18 protein-coding genes are annotated in these 17,645 nt (G+C 62.0%); 10 read left to right on the top strand and 8 right to left on the bottom strand.

Annotation, left to right across the window (positions count from 1 at the left end):
* Positions 1-85 precede the first annotated feature (85 nt).
* Positions 86-1,468, top strand: a complete 1,383-nt coding sequence (locus tag BM026_RS14000; RefSeq protein WP_139212840.1) for a multicopper oxidase family protein — start codon at positions 86-88, stop codon at positions 1,466-1,468.
* The gene (tadA, locus tag BM026_RS13995; protein ID WP_071488642.1) at positions 1,468-1,965 is read left to right on the top strand and encodes a tRNA adenosine(34) deaminase TadA; all 498 of its coding nucleotides are present in this window, start codon (positions 1,468-1,470) and stop codon (positions 1,963-1,965) included. The genes BM026_RS14000 and tadA overlap by 1 nt, the downstream gene beginning before the upstream one ends.
* 142 nt (positions 1,966-2,107) lie before the next feature.
* Here the strand turns inward: tadA and cmoB are convergent, their stop codons facing one another.
* From cmoB to BM026_RS13965, 7 genes are all read right to left on the bottom strand, one after another.
* Positions 2,108-3,064 carry a tRNA 5-methoxyuridine(34)/uridine 5-oxyacetic acid(34) synthase CmoB gene (cmoB, locus tag BM026_RS13990; protein ID WP_092240953.1) on the bottom strand — a complete coding sequence of 319 codons (957 nt, stop codon included), beginning with the start codon at positions 3,062-3,064 and terminating at the stop codon, positions 2,108-2,110.
* Positions 3,061-3,804: a carboxy-S-adenosyl-L-methionine synthase CmoA gene (gene cmoA, locus BM026_RS13985; RefSeq protein ID WP_093529050.1), complete on the bottom strand. Its 744-nt coding sequence runs from the start codon at positions 3,802-3,804 to the stop codon at positions 3,061-3,063. Before cmoA ends, cmoB begins: the two co-directional genes overlap by 4 nt.
* A gap of 160 nt (positions 3,805-3,964) precedes the next feature.
* Positions 3,965-4,375 (bottom strand): hypothetical protein, encoded by a 411-nt coding sequence (locus tag BM026_RS28940; RefSeq protein ID WP_139217555.1) that lies wholly within the window; start codon positions 4,373-4,375, stop codon positions 3,965-3,967.
* A gap of 135 nt (positions 4,376-4,510) precedes the next feature.
* Complete coding sequence (locus BM026_RS13980) at positions 4,511-5,185, bottom strand: lysoplasmalogenase (protein ID WP_092240957.1); 675 nt, start codon at positions 5,183-5,185, stop codon at positions 4,511-4,513.
* Position 5,186: 1 nt separating this feature from the next.
* Positions 5,187-5,576, bottom strand: coding sequence for a protease inhibitor I42 family protein (locus BM026_RS13975; protein WP_058425770.1), 390 nt, complete (start codon positions 5,574-5,576; stop codon positions 5,187-5,189).
* 137 nt (positions 5,577-5,713) lie between these two features.
* Positions 5,714-8,134, bottom strand: coding sequence for an endopeptidase La (gene lon, locus BM026_RS13970; RefSeq protein WP_093512337.1), 2,421 nt, complete (start codon positions 8,132-8,134; stop codon positions 5,714-5,716).
* A gap of 92 nt (positions 8,135-8,226) precedes the next feature.
* Positions 8,227-9,216 (bottom strand): GntR family transcriptional regulator, encoded by a 990-nt coding sequence (locus tag BM026_RS13965; RefSeq protein WP_172963315.1) that lies wholly within the window; start codon positions 9,214-9,216, stop codon positions 8,227-8,229.
* 334 nt (positions 9,217-9,550) lie between these two features.
* Between BM026_RS13965 and BM026_RS13960 the strand changes: the two genes are divergently transcribed.
* From BM026_RS13960 to BM026_RS13925, 8 genes are all read left to right on the top strand, one after another.
* The gene (locus tag BM026_RS13960; protein WP_093529047.1) at positions 9,551-10,873 is read left to right on the top strand and encodes an amidase; all 1,323 of its coding nucleotides are present in this window, start codon (positions 9,551-9,553) and stop codon (positions 10,871-10,873) included.
* Between the two features lie 11 nt (positions 10,874-10,884).
* Positions 10,885-11,763 carry a polysaccharide deacetylase family protein gene (locus BM026_RS13955; RefSeq protein WP_093529044.1) on the top strand — a complete coding sequence of 293 codons (879 nt, stop codon included), beginning with the start codon at positions 10,885-10,887 and terminating at the stop codon, positions 11,761-11,763.
* Between the two features lie 30 nt (positions 11,764-11,793).
* A complete protein-coding gene (locus BM026_RS13950) occupies positions 11,794-13,134 on the top strand; it encodes an MFS transporter (protein ID WP_092240968.1) in 1,341 nt (446 codons plus the stop codon).
* Between the two features lie 10 nt (positions 13,135-13,144).
* Positions 13,145-13,906, top strand: a complete 762-nt coding sequence (locus tag BM026_RS13945) for an SDR family NAD(P)-dependent oxidoreductase (protein WP_093512330.1) — start codon at positions 13,145-13,147, stop codon at positions 13,904-13,906.
* A 142-nt stretch (positions 13,907-14,048) separates the two neighbouring features.
* Positions 14,049-14,798 (top strand): SDR family NAD(P)-dependent oxidoreductase, encoded by a 750-nt coding sequence (locus BM026_RS13940; protein ID WP_093529041.1) that lies wholly within the window; start codon positions 14,049-14,051, stop codon positions 14,796-14,798.
* A 13-nt stretch (positions 14,799-14,811) separates the two neighbouring features.
* On the top strand, positions 14,812-15,111 hold the full coding sequence (locus tag BM026_RS13935) for a hypothetical protein (protein ID WP_071488653.1): 300 nt from the start codon (positions 14,812-14,814) through the stop codon (positions 15,109-15,111).
* Positions 15,108-16,082 (top strand): CobW family GTP-binding protein, encoded by a 975-nt coding sequence (locus BM026_RS13930; protein WP_093512328.1) that lies wholly within the window; start codon positions 15,108-15,110, stop codon positions 16,080-16,082. The genes BM026_RS13935 and BM026_RS13930 overlap by 4 nt, the downstream gene beginning before the upstream one ends.
* A complete protein-coding gene (locus BM026_RS13925; RefSeq protein WP_093529038.1) occupies positions 16,079-17,254 on the top strand; it encodes an ABC transporter substrate-binding protein in 1,176 nt (391 codons plus the stop codon). The genes BM026_RS13930 and BM026_RS13925 overlap by 4 nt, the downstream gene beginning before the upstream one ends.
* A gap of 132 nt (positions 17,255-17,386) precedes the next feature.
* Here the strand turns inward: BM026_RS13925 and BM026_RS13915 are convergent.
* The coding region (locus BM026_RS13915) for a transposase (RefSeq protein WP_139217554.1) at positions 17,387-17,645 on the bottom strand (259 nt) is incomplete at its 5' end.

The raw sequence follows: 17,645 nt of genomic DNA, 5'->3' as shown, positions 1-17,645 counted from the left end.
GCGAACCCTTACTGTTTAGCCGTTGCAGGTGTATCGTATCTGCCCTTTGCAGGCCTTGGGCCTGCGGCCGATACGTGAGGTTGTTGTGTCCCGATCCTTTTCCCGTCGACAAATCCTGGGTGGTCTTGCAGGCCTGGCCGTAGTGGGCGTCGGTGCCGGTGGCGGCTACCGCTACTGGCTGGGGAAAGTTGCCGAAGCCGAGGCGGGGCACGACTACGAGCTGATCGCCGCGCCACTGGACGTGGAATTGGTGCCAGGGCACAAGACCGAAGCCTGGGCGTTCGGCCCTTCGGCGCCGGGCACCGAGTTGCGGGTGCGCCAGGGCGAATGGCTGCGGGTACGCTTTATCAACCACCTGCCGGTCGCCACCACCATTCACTGGCACGGCATCCGCCTGCCGCTGGAAATGGACGGCGTGCCCTACGTCTCTCAATTGCCGGTCCTGCCCGGCGAATACTTCGACTACAAATTCCGCGTACCCGACGCCGGCAGCTACTGGTACCACCCCCACGTGAACAGCAGCGAAGAACTTGGCCGTGGCCTGGTTGGCCCGCTGATCATCGAAGAGCGCGAACCCACCGGTTTCAAGCACGAGCGCACCCTCAGCCTGAAAAGCTGGCATGTAGACGAAGAGGGGGCTTTCGTCGCATTCAGTATCCCGCGTGAGGCGGCCCGGGGCGGTACGGCAGGGCGCTTGTCGACGATCAACGGCGTGTCCCAGGCGGTGATCGATTTGCCGGCCGGGCAGATCACCCGCGTGCGGTTGCTCAACCTCGACAACACCCTGACCTATCGCATCAACATCCCGGATGTTGAAGCGCAGATCTACGCGCTGGACGGCAACCCCATCGAGCCACGCCCCCTGGGCAAGGAATATTGGTTGGGCCCGGGCATGCGTATCTGCCTGGCGATCAAGGCGCCGCCGGTGGGTGAGGAACTGTCGATCCGCAACGGCCCGGTACGTCTCGGCACCTTCCGTTCGGTCGCCAACACCGATGCGCCCGGCGAATGGCCGCCTGCGTTGCCCGCCAACCCGATCAGCGAACCGGACCTGGCCAATGCCGAGAAACTCAACTTCAATTTCGAGTGGGTGGGTTCGGTCTCGGTCAACACCGACAACGGCAAGCCACCCAGCCTGTGGCAGATCAACGGCAAGGCCTGGGACATCACCGACAAGACGTGCGCCGACCGCCCGATTGCCAAGCTGGATAAGGGCAAGAGCTACATTTTCGAATTGAAGAACATGACCCAGTACCAGCACCCGATCCACCTGCACGGCATGAGCTTCAAGGTGATCGCCTCGAACCGGCACAAGGTGATCCCGTATTTCACCGACACCTACCTGCTGGGCAAGAACGAGCGTGCCCGCGTGGCACTGGTGGCGGATAACCCAGGCGTCTGGATGTTCCATTGCCACGTGATCGACCATATGGAAACCGGCCTGATGGCCGCCATCGAGGTGGCGTGATGCGCCAGATCCGCCCAACCGCAATCATTGATCGCAGCCGCGACCAGGACTTCATGCGCGAAGCCCTGGCCCTCGCCGCCCAAGGCGCCGCGCTGGGAGAAGTGCCCGTCGGCGCGGTGCTGGTGCAGGACGGTGAGATCATCGGCCGAGGCTTCAACTGCCCGATCAGTGGCAATGACCCCAGCGCTCACGCCGAGATGGTCGCCATCCGCGCCGCCGCGCAAGCCATCAGCAATTACCGCCTGGTGGGCAGCACGCTGTATGTGACCCTGGAGCCGTGCAGCATGTGCGCCGGTTTGATCGTGCATTCGCGGGTTGCGCGGGTGGTGTATGGCGCATTGGAGCCCAAGGCGGGAGTCGTGCAAAGCCAGGGGCAGTTTTTTACCCAGGGCTTTCTGAATCATCGAGTGTTGTTTGAAGGCGGGGTGCTGGCTGAGGAGTGCGGGACGGTCTTGAGCGAGTTCTTCAGGGCGCGCCGGGCCAAATCTGCTCTCTAAACGACGCTGGAAATCAAAAGGTGGGAGGGGGCTTGCCCCCGATAGCAGTGTGTCAGTAAGCATATTTATGACTGATGCACCGCCATCGGGGGCAAGCCCTCTCTCACATTTGGAACTCTATTTTATCAGTGAGGTATCAGCGTCATTTCCTGGCGATGATCACCGCCCGCATCGGCGCCGGCAGCCCTTCGATGGTCTTGCTGTGATCTTCGGGATCGAGGAAGTCACTCAACGACTGGTACTTCATCCACTCCGTCCCGCGCTGTTCCTCGACGGTGGTCACGCTCACATCCACGCAGCGCACATCAGTGAAGCCTGCACGGCGCAGCCATAGCATCAGCGCCGGCACTGAGGGCAGGAACCACACGTTACGCATCTGCGCGTAGCGATCTTCCGGCACCAGCACTTGTTGCTGATCGCCTTCGACCACCAATGTTTCCAGCACCAGTTCGCCACCTTTGACCAGGGTGTCTTTCAGCGCCAGCAGGTGTTCGATCGGCGAACGACGGTGGTAGAACACGCCCATGGAAAACACTGTGTCGAAGCCTTCCAGGTTTGCCGGCAGGTCTTCGAACGGGAACGGCAGGTGCCAGGCCCTGGGCTCGGACAGGTAGCGCTGTACCGCCTGGAACTGGCAGAAGAACAACCAGTTCGGGTCTACGCCAATCACGCTGTCAGCGCCGGCGCCAAGCATGCGCCACATGTAGTAACCGTTGCCGCAGCCTACGTCGAGGATACGTTTGCCCTTCAAGTTCAGGTGCGGCGCAACCCGCGACCACTTCCAGTCCGAGCGCCATTCGGTGTCCACATGCACGCCGAACAGGTTGAACGGCCCTTTGCGCCACGGGCTCAGGCCCATCAATGCAGTGTGCATCTGCGCGCGGGTGTCATCGTCGCAGTCGGTATCGAGTGTCAGGCCGTTGAGCAAATCCACGTCGCTGGGCTGGATCTTTGGCAGCGCATCCAACGCACTCTGCCAACGCTCGAGGTCGCCATGGCCCTTTTCCATCTTGCTGTCGAGCTGCGCTTGCAGGCCCTGGGCCCACACGGCCAGGGGAGTGCCGACCAGATGGCGGGCGAGGGGGGAAAGATCAATCATGGCAAGGCAATCAACGAGGCAAAGTTAAGACACTGGAACCACGGCACGACTTTCGAAAACCCGGCTGCCAGCAGGCGTTCGCGGTGTTCTTCGAGGCTGTCGGGCTTCATGACGTTTTCGATGGCGCTGCGCTTCTGGGCGATTTCCAGTTCGCTGTAGCCGTTGGCGCGTTTGAACGCGATGTGCAGGTCGGTGAGCAGCGCGTGTTCTTCGGCATCGTTGAAGCGCAGCTTCTCCGAGAGGATCAACGCACCACCCGGCAACAGCGACTGGCGGATGCGCGAGAGCAACGCCAGGCGCTCATCGGGGGCAATGAATTGCAGGGTGAAGTTCAGCGCCACCACCGAGGCCGGGGCAAATTGCAGCGCGAGGATATCGCCCTCGCTCACCTCGACCGGCAGCAACTCCTGGAACATCGAGTCCTGGCCATTGAGGTACTCACGGCAGCGCTCGACCATGGCTGTCGAGTTATCCACCGCGATCACCCGGCAACCGTCGGTGCGCACATGGCGGCGCAGGGCCTGGGTGACGGCGCCGAGGGACGAGCCCAGGTCATACAGCACGCTGTTGGGCTGGGCAAATTGCGCCGCGAGTACGCCGAGGTTCTCGACGATGGTCGGGTAACCGGGCACCGAGCGCTTGATCATGTCCGGGAACACCCGCACCACGTCTTCGTTGAAGGCGAAGTCCGGCACCTGGGGCAGGGGCTGGGCGAATAGGCGATCGGGTTCTTTGCTCACGGCTGTTCCGGCATTGATCTGGGAAAGGCCAGTATTTTAGCCAGGTTGAAGGGGGCGTGCGCGGTTTGTCTGAAAGACATCATCGATTCAGAAAAAAACTGCACTCGCTTGTGAGGCGAGCACAGTTTTTAAAGTGGATGATTGCTGGCGTTGGCTACGTTCATTCTTTGAGATCAAACGTTGCCTCTATCTGGTAGGTATCTGAGCCATTGTTTTTTGCAGAGAGAGAAATGCTGCCAGTGTAATGTCGATTTGCATGGTCGGGTTTTATATCCAGAGTGCCCGAGTAGTTTAGAAGAACATCAGTGTTGCCTGGAACGACCATGGCGCTCCGAAAACTTGAAAAAGAACCTAGCTTATGTGTGCCTGCTGTAATGTTTGGGTCCAGATTCAAACTTATTGATTTCCAAGCGCCTCCGGGAGTTTCTTCGCCTGAGTAAATCTCAAGTTCGTCGTTGTCTTTATATATATAGTGATCTGTACCATTAAACGCTGTCGGTTGATCATTCCTGGTAATGGTGCCCGTAAGGCGTCCCGTTGCTTTTTGTCCTTTAGGTTGTGCTGTGCTCATGATTCAAGACTCCCATCTTCGGTGAATGAGGTTTAACTTGCCGAGTAGTAGGAAGGCTATTCTTGATTCGGGAGGTCGGATACTGTTAGTAATGACAGTGTTGTAGAAGTTTTGGCTATAAATATTAGCGTTGATCTAATCAATAAGTTCTTTCGTTGGTACATTCGCGAATGGCTGAGTAGCGGTTGGAGAGAATGCCGCTGCTGTTATTCCCCACTGGCCCAGCCAATAGCTAGTGATCAGCAAGTACGGGGCCGCATCGAACGCCACCACAAACCGATTGATGCCAATCAGTGTGTCGGAAAACACAAACGACACGGCACCCGCCGCCGCCAGCAGAGCCGAGCGTTTTGGCACTTCGCTGCCCAGGCGTGCCAACGCTCGCCAGAGCATCGCGCTGATCACGGCGGCGTAAACCACCACGGGGATCAGCAAATCACCGAGGCCGTGCGAGATCAGGATGCTCAGTAGCACAACCCCCATGCCCAGCGCCAATACCAGCGGCAGCAGCGCCAGGCGGCGGCAATCACTGAAATAGGCCTTGAGATACGCCAGGTGCGCAAACAGGAACGCCCCCAGGCCAAAGATAAACAGGTCGCCGGGCCAGGCAAGCAGCACATCGCCCACCAGGGAAAAAATCAGCCCAAGGCTGATCCAGCGTCGATAGTCGGTGGGCGGTGCATCATGCAGCCAGCCCAGCAGCGCAAGTACCGGCAGCGGCTTGACCAATAGACACAGCAAGGTGGCATGGGTGCTCAGGCCGTAGATAAAAGTGCCGGCGCCCATCAACGCAAGAATCAGCCAGGGCATATCAGTTCACCGTAATGGCGCAGTCAAAGGTTTCGACAGGTTCGGCCTCCGGCTCCCAGGGTTGCTGGGAGGTCAGGCGCAAACGGCCCTGGCCGGCGGCGAAGGCCTGGAAGCGCCAGGTCGATTGGCCGCCGCCGCCGATCACACCCGACTCGCTGCTACTGTAGACCTCAGGGCTCAACGCGCGCAGTACGCCGCCGGCGGAATCCTGGATGGCCCAGCGGTAACCGGTAGTGGGGTTGCTCGGGAGGGTGAGGGTCAGGTTTTGCCCGCTTTTAAGCTGAAGCGGACAGGCGCTCTGGTTGTCCACGGTGACGTTTTGCTTCGGTGCACTGGCGCACGCGGCCAGTAAGGCAAGGCTCAAGGGGAGAAGCAGGCGGGCAGCGGTCATGGGGGCTCCGTTCATTCACGACGAAGGGCGAGCATAACCGAAGATGAGACAAGGTGTGACAACAGGGCAGCGGGCTTGTTGTGGCGAGCAGGGCAAGCCTGCTCGCCACAGGGGGCCTACCAGGCGCTGGATAGCTGTCAGAAGAGCACCTTCGCCACATCCGCAAAGCGCTTGGCAAAGTGCACCGTCATGCCTTCCTTCAGGTACTCCGGCAACTCTTCAAAACTCCCGCGATTCGGCTCCGGCAAGATCAGTTCATGGATCTTCTGGCGCCGCGCCGCGATGACCTTCTCACGCACCCCGCCAATCGGCAGCACATGCCCGGTCAACGTCAGTTCGCCGGTCATGGCCACGCCTTTTTTCGGCGGCTGGTTACGCGCCAGCGACAACAACGCGCTGGCCATGGTCACCCCGGCGCTCGGGCCGTCTTTGGGCGTGGCGCCTTCCGGCACATGCAAGTGAACGAAGGCTTCATCGAAGAATTTCGGATCGCCGCCAAATGACTTCAGATTCGAACTGATGTAGCTGTAGGCGATTTCGGCAGATTCCTTCATCACTTCACCCAATTGCCCGGTGAGCTTGAAGCCGCGGTTGAGCGTATGGATGCGCGTGGCCTCGATCGGCAAGGTTGCGCCGCCCATGCTGGTCCAGGCCAGGCCTGTAATCACGCCGGTGCCGGACAGCACTTGCTCATTGCGGAACACTGGCATGCCCAGGGAGCTTTCCAGGTCCTTGCTGCCGATCTTGATCACCGAGTCCGGCTCATCCAGCAGCTTGACCACCGCCTTGCGCACCAGTTTGCCCAGCTGTTTCTCCAACTGGCGCACCCCGGCTTCGCGGGCGTAGCCGTCGATGAGTGCGCGCAGGGCGCCGTCGCTGATGGTCAGGCTGGTTTTCGCCACACCGGCTTTTTCCAGCTGCTTGGGCCACAGGTGACGCTTGGCGATGGCGACTTTTTCTTCGGTGATATAGCCCGACAGGCGAATCACTTCCATACGGTCCAGCAGCGGGCCGGGGATGGAGTCCAGGGTGTTGGCGGTGCACACGAACAGCACCTTGGACAGGTCCAGTCGCAGGTCCAGGTAGTGATCGAGGAATTCGACGTTCTGCTCCGGGTCGAGGGTTTCCAGCAGCGCCGACGCCGGGTCGCCCTGGAAGCTCTGGCCCATCTTGTCGATCTCGTCGAGCATGATCACCGGGTTCATCACCTCCACGTCCTTGAGCGCCTGCACCAGCTTACCGGGCAGCGCGCCGATGTAGGTACGGCGATGGCCCTTGATCTCGGCCTCGTCGCGCATGCCGCCGACGCTGAAGCGGTAGAACGGCCGCCCCAGGGACTCCGCGATGGATTTGCCCACACTGGTCTTGCCCACACCCGGCGGGCCGACCAGCAGCACGATGGAGCCGGCGACTTCGCCTTTATAGGCGCCCACCGCGAGGAACTCGAGGATGCGGCTCTTGATGTCGTCCAGGCCCGCATGGTGCTTGTCCAGCACCTTGCGCGCATGTTTCAGGTCGAGCTTGTCCTCGCCGTACACGCCCCACGGCACCGAGGTGGCCCAGTCCAGGTAGTTGCGCGTCACCGCGTATTCCGGCGAACCGGTCTCGAGGATCGACAGCTTGTTCAACTCTTCGTCAATGCGTTTCTTCGCCTGGGCCGGCAGCACCTTGCCTTCCAGGCGTTGCTCGAATTGTTCGACGTCCGCGCTGCGGTCGTCCTTGGTCAGGCCCAGCTCCTGCTGGATGACCTTGAGCTGTTCCTTGAGGAAAAACTCGCGCTGGTGCTCGCCGATCTTGCGGTTCACCTCGGCGGAGAGTTCTTTTTGCAGGCGTGCGACCTCGACTTCCTTGCGCAGCATCGGCAGCACTTTTTCCATGCGCTTGAGCATGGGCACGCAATCCAGCACTTCCTGCAACTCGTTACCGGTGGCCGAGGTCAGCGCGGCGGCGAAGTCGGTGAGCGGCGACGGGTCATTGGGGCTGAAACGGTTGAGGTAGTTCTTCAGTTCTTCGCTGTACAGCGGGTTGAGCGGCAGCAGTTCCTTGATCGCATTGATCAGTGCCATGCCATAGGCCTTGACCTCGTCGGTCGGCTCGCTGGGCTGGTGCGGGTACTCAACTTCCACCAGGTACGGTGGGCGGTGGTGCTTGAGCCAGGTCTTGATGCGTACGCGGGTCAGGCCCTGGGCGACGAATTGCAGCTTGCCGTTCTCGCGGCTGGCGTGGTGCACCTTCACCAGGGTGCCGTACAACGGCAGGCTGGAGGTGTCGAAGTGGCGCGGGTCTTCCGGCGGCGTGTCCATGAAGAACAGGGCCAGGGAGTGATGGTCGGACTTGCTTACCAGCTCCAGGGTTTCGGCCCACGGTTCTTCATTGACGATCACCGGTAGCACTTGCGCCGGGAAGAACGGCCGATTGTGGATCGGGATGATGTAGACCTTGTCCGGCAGGTTTTGCCCAGGCAGGGCCAGGCCGGTATTGGACGACGCGGATTCAGCGTTTTCGGGGTCGGCGTAGTCGTTGAGGTCGTAATCGGGGAAATCTTGCTGGTCGCTCATGGGGCACCTGCATAAGGAAGTATGGTGCTTAGATGGGGCGGGGCAGTGGTGGTTTCAATGGCGGGGTGGAGTTAGCAACAAATTGCATGAATTCAGCTGATCTTGTGCAGATAACTCGGCAACGGCTGCTCCGGTAACACCGACAGCACCTTCAACCGCTGCAACATACGTTGCCTGGCCCGCTGCAAATGCTCGCGCAGGTTCAACGCCGCCGCATCAAACGCACCATGCAGCAGCAGCTCCAATATCAACCGATGTTCGGCCAGCATGGCTGGATCCGCGCCGATCCCCAGCAAGCGGTAGAAAATCCGGCTGATGATCATGGGGCTCTGGCCCTGGCGGATCAACGCCGCGATCTTGCGGTTCTGCAGGCCGGCGAGGCAGCGTTGGTGCAAGTCGTCCTCGATCTGTTCGATGGCCTCCAGGCTGCAGTGGGGGTTGTCCTGGGCGGCCAGCACGCGCTGCAGCATGGCTTCGAGCAACTCGCGGTCGAGGTGGGGCGCGCTCTGGCGCAGCGCTTCGGGTTCCAGGCAGGCGCGCAGTTCGTAGTCTTCGGTGACTTCCCGCGCCGTCAAAGGCCCCGCCAGCCATTGGGAGTAGGGCTCCTTTTCCACCAGGCCACGGTCGCGCAGGCGCATCAGCGCTTCGCGCACCACCGCACGACTGACGCCGTAGTGGTCGGCGGCGGCTTGCTCGTCGAGGCGGTAATGGCCGAAGGCGATGCAGGTGGACAGCGCCGCGCCGATTTCTTCGACGATGCGTTCGCCCAGGGGGCGCGTGTCCACCAGTTCATCGTCACGGTTGAGCCCCAGGTGTGCATGGCTCAGCGGCAGGCGCAGCGGTTCCATGGCCAGGCCTTCGGGATTGATCAGGTAACCCCGGCCGTTGAAGCGGCAGATCAGGCCTTCGTCATGCAGCAGGTCCAGGGCCTTGCGCACTGGGACACGGCTGGTGCCGAACAATTCGGCCAGCGGCGCTTCCAGCAACACCAGGCCATGGCGCGCAGTGCCGTTGACGATCGCGTCACGCATCACCTTGTGAATCATCGCGTAACGGGAGGCCGAGGCGGACACTGCTTTCATCGTTTTCTCTGGAGGCTGTAGGAAGGTGGCCGAGGATTCTCTCATAAGTCGTGCCTGTCACTCTGCGCCACGTCGGTGGCACTTTTTTGGGGCCTTGAAAGTGAGGATGTTACTTTTCTGCACCAAAATGTACTTTTTAATAGAAGATACATTATTTCGTTGAAGGTGTTTTCCCTCTTCCTGGCAAGATTTTTCCTGCCGTCTAAAAGCATCTATCCAGCTGCTCTGGGCAAACTTTCCTCATCGCGCACACAAGTGCCGATACAGACTGGCACGGAATCTGCCTTTGTAAAATGTACATTTTATGAATATGTACGTTTTGAGGATCAAGCCGATGTCAGACGCCACTTCCATGGCCGAGGATTTTGCCAGCGGTCGCAGTGACCCGGTGCAAGCCCTCGAACAGGCACTCGATAAGGCCAGTCAGGCCCCGGCCGTGTTTATCAGCCTGACTGCCGAGCGTGCGCGCCGTGAAGCCGAAGCCTCGGCTGCCCGTTGGCGCGCCGGGCAGCCATTGAGCGTGTTCGATGGTGTGCCGCTGGCCTGGAAGGACCTGTTCGATGTGGCCGGCAGCGTCACCACCGCAGGCGCTGCCTATCGCCGCAACGCGCCTGCCGCGTTGCTCGATGCACCTGTGGTCGGCCTGTTGTGCCGCGTCGGAATGGTCAGTGTCGGCAAGACCAACCTCAGCGAACTGGCCTATTCCGGCCTGGGTCTGAACCCGCATTTCGGCACGCCGCACAATCCCCATGGCGACGACCAGCCGCGCATTCCTGGCGGCTCGTCGTCCGGCTCGGCGGTGGCCGTGGCGGCCGGGATCGTGCCCATCGCCATGGGCACCGACACTGCGGGCTCGATCCGCATCCCATCGGCGTTCAATGGCCTGGTGGGCTACCGCAGCAGCCGCCGACGCTACAGCCGTGACGGCGTGTTCCCCCTGGCCCATACCCTCGACAGCCTGGGGCCGCTGACCCGCAGCGTGCGCGATGCACTGGCCATCGACGACCTGCTGCATGGCCGTACCCAGATCCACACTGCCCGCAGCCTCAAGGGCCAGCGCTTTGTGTTGGCGCAACAGGACGTCGAGCCCGCTGTGCGCAACAATCTGCTGCGCGCCGTGGAGCAACTCAAGGCCCGGGGCGCACTGGTTGAAGAACGTGAATGCGCGACCTTCCAGGCCACCCTGGACCTGATCAAGCACCACGGCTGGCTCGGTTCCTTCGAAGCCTTTGCCCTGCATGAAGCGCTGCTCGACGGCCCTGATGCCGAGCAACTCGACCCTCGCGTACGTCGCCGCCTCGAAGCCGCGCGCGCACTGCCCGCCAGTCAGCTTATCCACCTGACCGATGCACGCCGCCGCCTGCAACAGCAACTGATCGACGACCTCGACGGCGCCATCCTGATCACCCCCACCGTCGCCCATGTCGCGCCAGTCCTGGCACCGCTGGAGGCCGACGACGACCTGTTTGTCAAAACCAATTTCGCCACCCTGCGCCTGACCATGCCCGGCAGTTTGCTCGACATGGCCTGCGTGAACCTGCCCAGCGGCCGCGATGCCCAGGGCCTGCCCACCGGGCTGCTTCTCAGCGCCCCCACCGGAGAAGACGCTCGCCTGTTGCGCGCGGCGTTGTCCGTCGAAACCGTACTTAACGTTTAAGGAGACACACCATGGCTAAAGACATCCTCTGTGCATTTGGCGTCGACGTTGACGCCGTCGCCGGCTGGCTCGGTTCCTACGGCGGCGAAGACTCGCCGGACGACATCTCCCGTGGCCTGTTCGCCGGTGAAGTCGGCGCGCCACGGTTGCTCAAGCTGTTCGAACGCTACGGCCTGCGCACCACCTGGTTCATCCCCGGCCATTCGATGGAAACCTTCCCGGAACAGATGAAGGCCGTGGCCGACGCCGGTCACGAAATCGGCGTGCACGGCTACAGCCACGAAAACCCTATCGCGATGACGGCCGAGCAGGAAGAAATCGTCCTGGATAAATCCATCGAACTGATCACCCAGGTCACCGGCAAGCGCCCCACCGGCTATGTCGCGCCGTGGTGGGAATTCAGCAAGGTGACCAACGAACTGCTGCTGAAAAAAGGCATCAAGTACGACCACAGCCTGATGCACAACGACTTCCATCCCTACTACGTGCGCAAGGGCGACAGCTGGACCAAGATCGACTACAGCCAGCACCCCGACACCTGGATGAAACCCCTGGTGCGCGGCGAAGAAACCGACCTGGTGGAGATCCCCGCCAACTGGTACCTCGACGACCTGCCGCCGATGATGTTTATCAAGAAAGCCCCCAACAGCCACGGTTTCGTCAACCCGCGTCACCTCGAAGAAATGTGGCGCGACCAGTTCGATTGGGTCTACCGCGAACACGAACACGCGGTGTTCACCATGACCATCCACCCGGACGTGTCCGGTCGCCCGCAAGTGCTGCTGATGCTGGAGCGCCTGTTCGAACACATCCAGAGCCATGCCGGCGTGCGCTTCGTCACCTTCGACGAAATCGCCGACGACTTCATCCGCCGCCAACCGCGTACCTGAACCTTTGCAACCACCCCTGAGGCGCGACCCATGTCCATCTACAACAAGCTTGACCTGACTGGCTGGAAACCCCGGCAACTGACGTCCCAGGAAGTGCGCTTCGCCACCTGGATCGCGTTTTTCGCCTGGGTGTTTGCGGTGTATGACTTCATCCTGTTCGGCACCTTGCTGCCGGAGATTGGCCGGCACTTCGGCTGGGGTGAAGTGGAGCAAGCGGAAATCGCGACCTGGGTCGCGGTGGGCACGGCGGTGGTGGCGTTTGCCATTGGGCCGGTGGTCGACAAGTTGGGCCGGCGCAAAGGCATTATCTTCACCGTGGCGGGGTCCGCGCTGTGTTCGGCGCTGACCGCTATCGGTGGTGCGTGGGGCAAGTCGCCGCTGATTTTGATCCGTTCGTTGGGCGGCCTGGGCTATGCCGAGGAGACCGTCAACGCCACCTACCTGAGCGAGCTGTACGGCGCTTCGGAAGACCCGCGCCTGACCAAACGCCGTGGCTTTATCTACAGCCTGGTGCAAGGCGGCTGGCCGGTCGGTGCGTTGATCGCCGCCGGGTTGACCGCGCTGTTGCTGCCGATCATCGGCTGGCAGGGCTGCTTTATCTTTGCCGCGATCCCGGCCATCGTCATCGCGATCATGGCGCGCAAGCTCAAGGAGAGCCCGCAGTTCCAGATCCACCAGCGCATCAGCGAGCTGCGTAAAAGCGGTGCGGTGAAAGAAGCGCAGAACGTCGCCGTGACCTACGGCGTGGATTACGACGAACACAGCAAGGCCGGCCTCAAGGCCGCCTTCCGTGGCCCGGCGCGCCGCGCCACCCTGGTGATCGGCGCCGCGCTGTTGCTCAACTGGGCCGCGATCCAGGTGTTCAGCGTGCTGGGCACTTCGGTGATCGTCAGCGTGCACCACATCTCGTTCGAGAACTCGCTGATCATCCTCGTGCTGTCGAACCTGGTGGGCTATTGCGGCTATCTGAGCCACGGCTGGATGGGCGACAAGATCGGCCGTCGCAACGTGATCGGCCTGGGCTGGATGCTCGGCGGGCTGTCGTTCGCCGGGATGCTGTTTGGCCCGAGCAATATGCCGATGGTGGTCGGGCTGTACAGCCTGGGCCTGTTTTTCCTGATCGGGCCGTACTCGGCGGCGCTGTTCTTTATCAGCGAGAGTTTCCCCACCAGCATCCGCGCCACCGGTGGCGCGATCATCCATGCCATGGGGCCGATCGGCGCTGTAGTCGCAGGCTTTGGTGCGACCCAAGTGTTGTCTGCCGGCAGCGACTGGCAGACCGCCGCGCTGTGGTTTGGCGCACTGCCGTGCTTCCTCTCCGGCGCGCTGATGTTCGCCGCACGGCATGTGCGTCCGGAAACCGTTCAGTAAGGAGTGCTCGATGATCCCTGAAGTTGCCTTGATTACCGGTGCCGCCAGCGGCATCGGCCAAGCCCTCGCGGTGGCCTATGCCCGCGTGGGTGTGGCGGTGGTGGGCGGGTATTACCCGGCCGATCCCCATGACTCGCAGGCCACCGTAGGCCTGGTGGAAGAGGCCGGCGGCAAATGCCTGATGCTGCCCTTGGACGTGGGCAATACCGCCTCGGTGGACGCCCTGGCCGAACAGGCGGTGGCGCATTTCGGCCGGCTGGACTACGCCGTGGCCAACGCCGGCCTGCTGCGCCGCGCACCGTTGCTGGAGATGACCGACGCGCTGTGGGACGAAATGCTCAATGTCGACCTCACGGGGGTGATGCGCACCTTCCGTGCGGCCACCCGCCATATGGCTGAAGGTGGTGCGCTGGTGGCGATTTCGTCGATTGCCGGTGGCGTGTATGGCTGGCAGGAACACAGCCATTACGCGGCGGCCAAGGCCGGTGTGCCGGGGTTGTGCCGGTCGCTGGCGGTGGAGTTGGCGCCGTTGGGGATTCGTTGCAATGCGGTGATCCCGGGGTTGATCGAGACGCCGCAGTCGCTGGATGCGAAGAATTCGCTGGGGCCGGCAGGCTTGGCGAAAGCGGCGCGGGCGATTCCCTTGGGCCGGGTAGGGCGGGCGGATGAAGTGGCGTCGCTGGTGCAGTTCTTGACCAGTGAGGCGTCGAGTTATTTGACCGGGCAAAGCATCGTCATCGACGGTGGCCTGACCGTGCGCTGGCCCGACTGACTAACTGGTTTACTGGGTCCAGTGTGGGAGGGGGCTTGCCCCCGATAGCGGTGCATCAGTCACCGTTGTTTTATCTGAACCACTGCCATCGGGGGCAAGCCCCCTCCCACATTGGACCTGTGTTTTGTTCAGGAGAATTTACATGTCCCAACTTTCAAACCGCCGCGCCGTGATCACCGGCGCCGGCAGCGGCATCGGTGCCGCCATCGCCCGTGCCTACGCCGCTGAAGGTGCCCGCCTGGTGCTGGCCGACCGCAATGCGGCCAGCCTCGCGGAAACCGCGATCACCTGCCGCAACCTCGGCGCCGAGGTGTTCGAATGCCTGGCCGATGTCGGTACCGTCGAAGGCGCCCAGGCCAGTGTCGACCGCTGCGTCGAGCACTTTGGCGGCATCGACATTCTGGTCAACAACGCCGGCATGCTCACCCAGGCGTGTTGCGTGGACCTGACCCTTGAAATGTGGAACGACATGCTGCGCGTCGACCTTACCAGTGTGTTCGTCGCCAGCCAGCGTGCGTTGCCGCACATGCTCGCGCAGCGCTGGGGGCGGATCATCAATGTGGCTTCGCAACTGGGCATCAAGGGTGGCGCCGAGTTGACCCATTACGCAGCGGCCAAGGCGGGGGTGATCGGCTTTACCAAATCCCTGGCGCTGGAAGTGGCCAAGGACAATGTGCTGGTCAACGCTATCGCCCCCGGCCCGATCGAGACGCCCCTGGTCGGCGGCATCAGCGACGACTGGAAACGCGCCAAGGCCAGGGAACTGCCTCTGGGCCGTTTCGGCCTGGCGGATGAAGTGGCGCCGGTCGCGGTGCTGCTGGCCAGCGAGCCGGGCGGCAACCTGTTCGTTGGCCAGACCCTGGGCCCGAACTCCGGCGATGTCATGCCATGAGTGAGGTGTAGCCATGTGCGGACTCTGTGGATTGCTTGGTGAAGACCTGCACTGGAGCGACCCCCTGGGCGATGAATTGCCCCGGCGTCGCGAACGCCTGCGCCGGATTGCGGCGATCAACCAGGTACTGGCGGTGTTCCGGCTCAAGGTCGAAGACTTCCAGGGCGCGTCCTATCTGCTATTGGGCGCCACCGGTAAACAGGCATTGGCCAGCGGCCTGGATCAACTCTGGCAAGCTGCCGAGACCCTGCTTGGCCGTCCGTTGGACCCGCTCGATCCGCGCCTGCTGGATCATCTGGAGGCCTGCGTATGAGCATCGCCCTCAACGTCATCACCGGCTTCCTCGGCAGCGGCAAGACCACGTTGCTCAAGCGCCTGCTGCAAGGCGAAAGCCTGGGCGACACCGCGTTGCTGATCAATGAATTCGGCGACGTCGGCATCGACCATCTGCTGGTTGAGGAGGTTGCGCCGGACACCGTGCTGCTACCCAGCGGCTGTGTGTGCTGCTCGATCCGGGGCGAGCTGAAAGACGCGCTGCTTGGCCTGCTGCAGCGCCGCGAGCGCGGTGAAATCCCGGCCTTCAAACGGGTGATCCTGGAGACCACTGGCCTGGCCGATCCGGCACCGATCCTCGCCACCCTGAACAACGATGTGCAACTGCGCGGGCGTTTCCATATCGGCCTGGTGATCACCCTGGTCGACGCCAGCCACGCAGCCCTGCAAGAACGCCTGCACCCGGAATGGCTGGCGCAGGTGGCGGCGGCGGATCGCTTGCTGCTGAGCAAGACCGATCTGGCGGGGGATTGCGCAGCGCTACGGACCCATTTGCAGGCACTCAATGCCGGTACGCCGATCCTCGATACCCACGACATCCACAGCGGTGACCAGCTGCTGCTCGGCGAAGGCCTGCGCAGCGCCGAGCCCGCCGTTGAAGTCAGTCGCTGGCAGTTGCATCGCATCCCCACTGCCACTCACGGCGCCGCGCAAGTGTGCAGCCTGACGTTCGACCAGCCTCTGGATTGGGTGGGGTTCGGGGTGTGGTTGTCGATGCTGTTAAGATGCCACGGCGAACGAATCCTCCGGGTCAAAGGGCTGCTCAACGTGAACGCCAGTAACGCTCCCATCGTCATCCATGGCGTGCAGCACTGCCTGCACGCGCCGGTGCATCTGCCGGCGTGGCCGGGCAGTGATCGCCAATCGCGCCTGGTGTTTATCCTGCGTGGCGTAGACCCTGCGCTGTTAAGGCGCTCGTTTGAAGTCTTTTCGCGGCGGTGGGCGGCATGATCACACTGCGCGTCCTCGGCACCTCCGTGACCCTGCTTGAATGCCTGCGCGTACGTGCCGAACAAGAGCTGGGCATTCGTCTGGTGTACCAGGTGCACGATGTCGAACAGGCCCAGCGTATTGCGGTGATGCAGCCCGACAGCTACGACTTGTACGACCAGTGGTTCCACAACGTCGACTTTGTGTGGCCGGCCCAGGCGATCCAGCCTATCGACACCCGGCGCATCGCCTTGTGGCATGAAATCAACGACCTGCCCAAGCGCGGGCGCCTGTCGGCCGACGACCGCCTGGGCAGTGGCAGCGTGCCCAGTGAGCGGCTGTTCGTGCAGCACGACGGCAGCCTCGGCAGCACGGTCACCGAGCGCATCAGCATGCTGCCGCTGACCCACAACGCCGACAGTTTCGCCTACCGCCCCGAGCGCTTGCCCGACGGTTTTTGCCACGGTAACGAGAGCTGGGGCTGGCTGCTGGACCCGGCTTGGCGTGCGCGCACCGCGCTGCAAAGCGATGCCGCCATCGGCGCCCTGGATGCCGCGCTGGCGGTGCAGGGCGCGGGGCTGGCCAGCTTCAGGGACATCGGCAATATGAGCATCGAAGAGATCGACGTGCTCGCTGACATCCTGGTGCGTAAACAGAAAGAAGGGCACTTTGCGGCGTTCTGGTCCGACGATGAAGAAGCTGCGCAGTTGATGCTCAGCCCGAGTATCGATATCCAGAGCCTGTGGTCGCCGACCCTGATGCGTCTGCATCGCGCAGGGGTGAAATACCGCCTTGCCGTGCCGCGTGAAGGGTATCGCGCGTGGTTTGGCGGGTTGTCGTTGTCGCGGCATGCCAAGGGGGCGGTGCTGGATGCGGCGTATGCGTACTTGAATTGGTGGCTGTCCGGCTGGCCCGGGGCGGTGATGGCGCGCCAGGGTTACTACATTGGTAACCCCGCGCGCAGTCGTGATCACTTGAGCAGTGCCGAATGGGATTACTGGTATGCGGGGTTGCCGGCGCGGGAGGAGTTGTTGGGCAGCGATGGTTTGCCGTTGATCGATGTGGGGGAAGTGCGGGACGGGGGGTCGTATGAGCAGCGCATGGGGCATATTGCGGTGTGGAATTCGGTGATGGATGAGCACAATTATCTGGTGCGGCGGTGGGGGGATTTCATGCGGGCTCGGGGTGGGTGATTGTGTTCATATCAAGGTCGTTAAGTAGAGCCGGCGATAACTACCCTGTGGCGAGCGGGCTTGCCCCGCGTGGGAGTATCAGTTTTTTTGTGTTCGGGCTGGTTAGGGCCTGCCGTCAGGCAGGCCCTTGTTTTACCAGCTCGGTCTGGTAAATCGGTCTCCGTACAGGATCGCAAATTGATTCATTGCCACTTTCCAGTCGTGTGCCGCATGACCCCAGTTGGCGGTGATGTTGCGCAACCCAAGCCATATCAGTTTCGTCGCGGCCTCATCGGTCGGGAAGTGCCCTCGAGTCTTGATGATCTTGCGTAACTGGGCATTGATGCTCTCGATGGCATTGGTCGTGTAAACCACTTTGCGGATGCCCGCCGGGAAAACAAAAAACGGTATA

Origin of the sequence: Pseudomonas sp. NFPP24 (assembly GCF_900112095.1) — a bacterium.
Lineage (GTDB): Bacteria > Pseudomonadota > Gammaproteobacteria > Pseudomonadales > Pseudomonadaceae > Aquipseudomonas > Aquipseudomonas extremorientalis.
The sequence above is the reverse complement of the archived record's forward strand: the minus strand, read 5'-3'. Positions and strand labels throughout refer to the sequence as shown.

Excerpts from the sequence above, each read along its gene's own strand:
- BM026_RS13925 (WP_093529038.1), top strand. The coding sequence starts at position 16,079 with ATGATCACACTGCGCGTCCTCGGCACCTCCGTGACCCTGCTTGAATGC.
- BM026_RS28940 (WP_139217555.1), bottom strand. The coding sequence starts at position 4,375 with ATGAGCACAGCACAACCTAAAGGACAAAAAGCAACGGGACGCCTTACG.
- BM026_RS13940 (WP_093529041.1), top strand. The coding sequence starts at position 14,049 with ATGTCCCAACTTTCAAACCGCCGCGCCGTGATCACCGGCGCCGGCAGC.
- BM026_RS13980 (WP_092240957.1), bottom strand. The coding sequence starts at position 5,185 with ATGCCCTGGCTGATTCTTGCGTTGATGGGCGCCGGCACTTTTATCTAC.
- cmoB (WP_092240953.1), bottom strand. The coding sequence starts at position 3,064 with ATGATTGATCTTTCCCCCCTCGCCCGCCATCTGGTCGGCACTCCCCTG.
- BM026_RS13965 (WP_172963315.1), bottom strand. The coding sequence starts at position 9,216 with ATGAAAGCAGTGTCCGCCTCGGCCTCCCGTTACGCGATGATTCACAAG.
- BM026_RS13935 (WP_071488653.1), top strand. The coding sequence starts at position 14,812 with ATGTGCGGACTCTGTGGATTGCTTGGTGAAGACCTGCACTGGAGCGAC.
- lon (WP_093512337.1), bottom strand. The coding sequence starts at position 8,134 with ATGAGCGACCAGCAAGATTTCCCCGATTACGACCTCAACGACTACGCC.
- BM026_RS13945 (WP_093512330.1), top strand. The coding sequence starts at position 13,145 with ATGATCCCTGAAGTTGCCTTGATTACCGGTGCCGCCAGCGGCATCGGC.
- BM026_RS13930 (WP_093512328.1), top strand. The coding sequence starts at position 15,108 with ATGAGCATCGCCCTCAACGTCATCACCGGCTTCCTCGGCAGCGGCAAG.
- BM026_RS13955 (WP_093529044.1), top strand. The coding sequence starts at position 10,885 with ATGGCTAAAGACATCCTCTGTGCATTTGGCGTCGACGTTGACGCCGTC.
- BM026_RS13975 (WP_058425770.1), bottom strand. The coding sequence starts at position 5,576 with ATGACCGCTGCCCGCCTGCTTCTCCCCTTGAGCCTTGCCTTACTGGCC.
- tadA (WP_071488642.1), top strand. The coding sequence starts at position 1,468 with ATGCGCCAGATCCGCCCAACCGCAATCATTGATCGCAGCCGCGACCAG.
- BM026_RS13960 (WP_093529047.1), top strand. The coding sequence starts at position 9,551 with ATGTCAGACGCCACTTCCATGGCCGAGGATTTTGCCAGCGGTCGCAGT.
- BM026_RS13950 (WP_092240968.1), top strand. The coding sequence starts at position 11,794 with ATGTCCATCTACAACAAGCTTGACCTGACTGGCTGGAAACCCCGGCAA.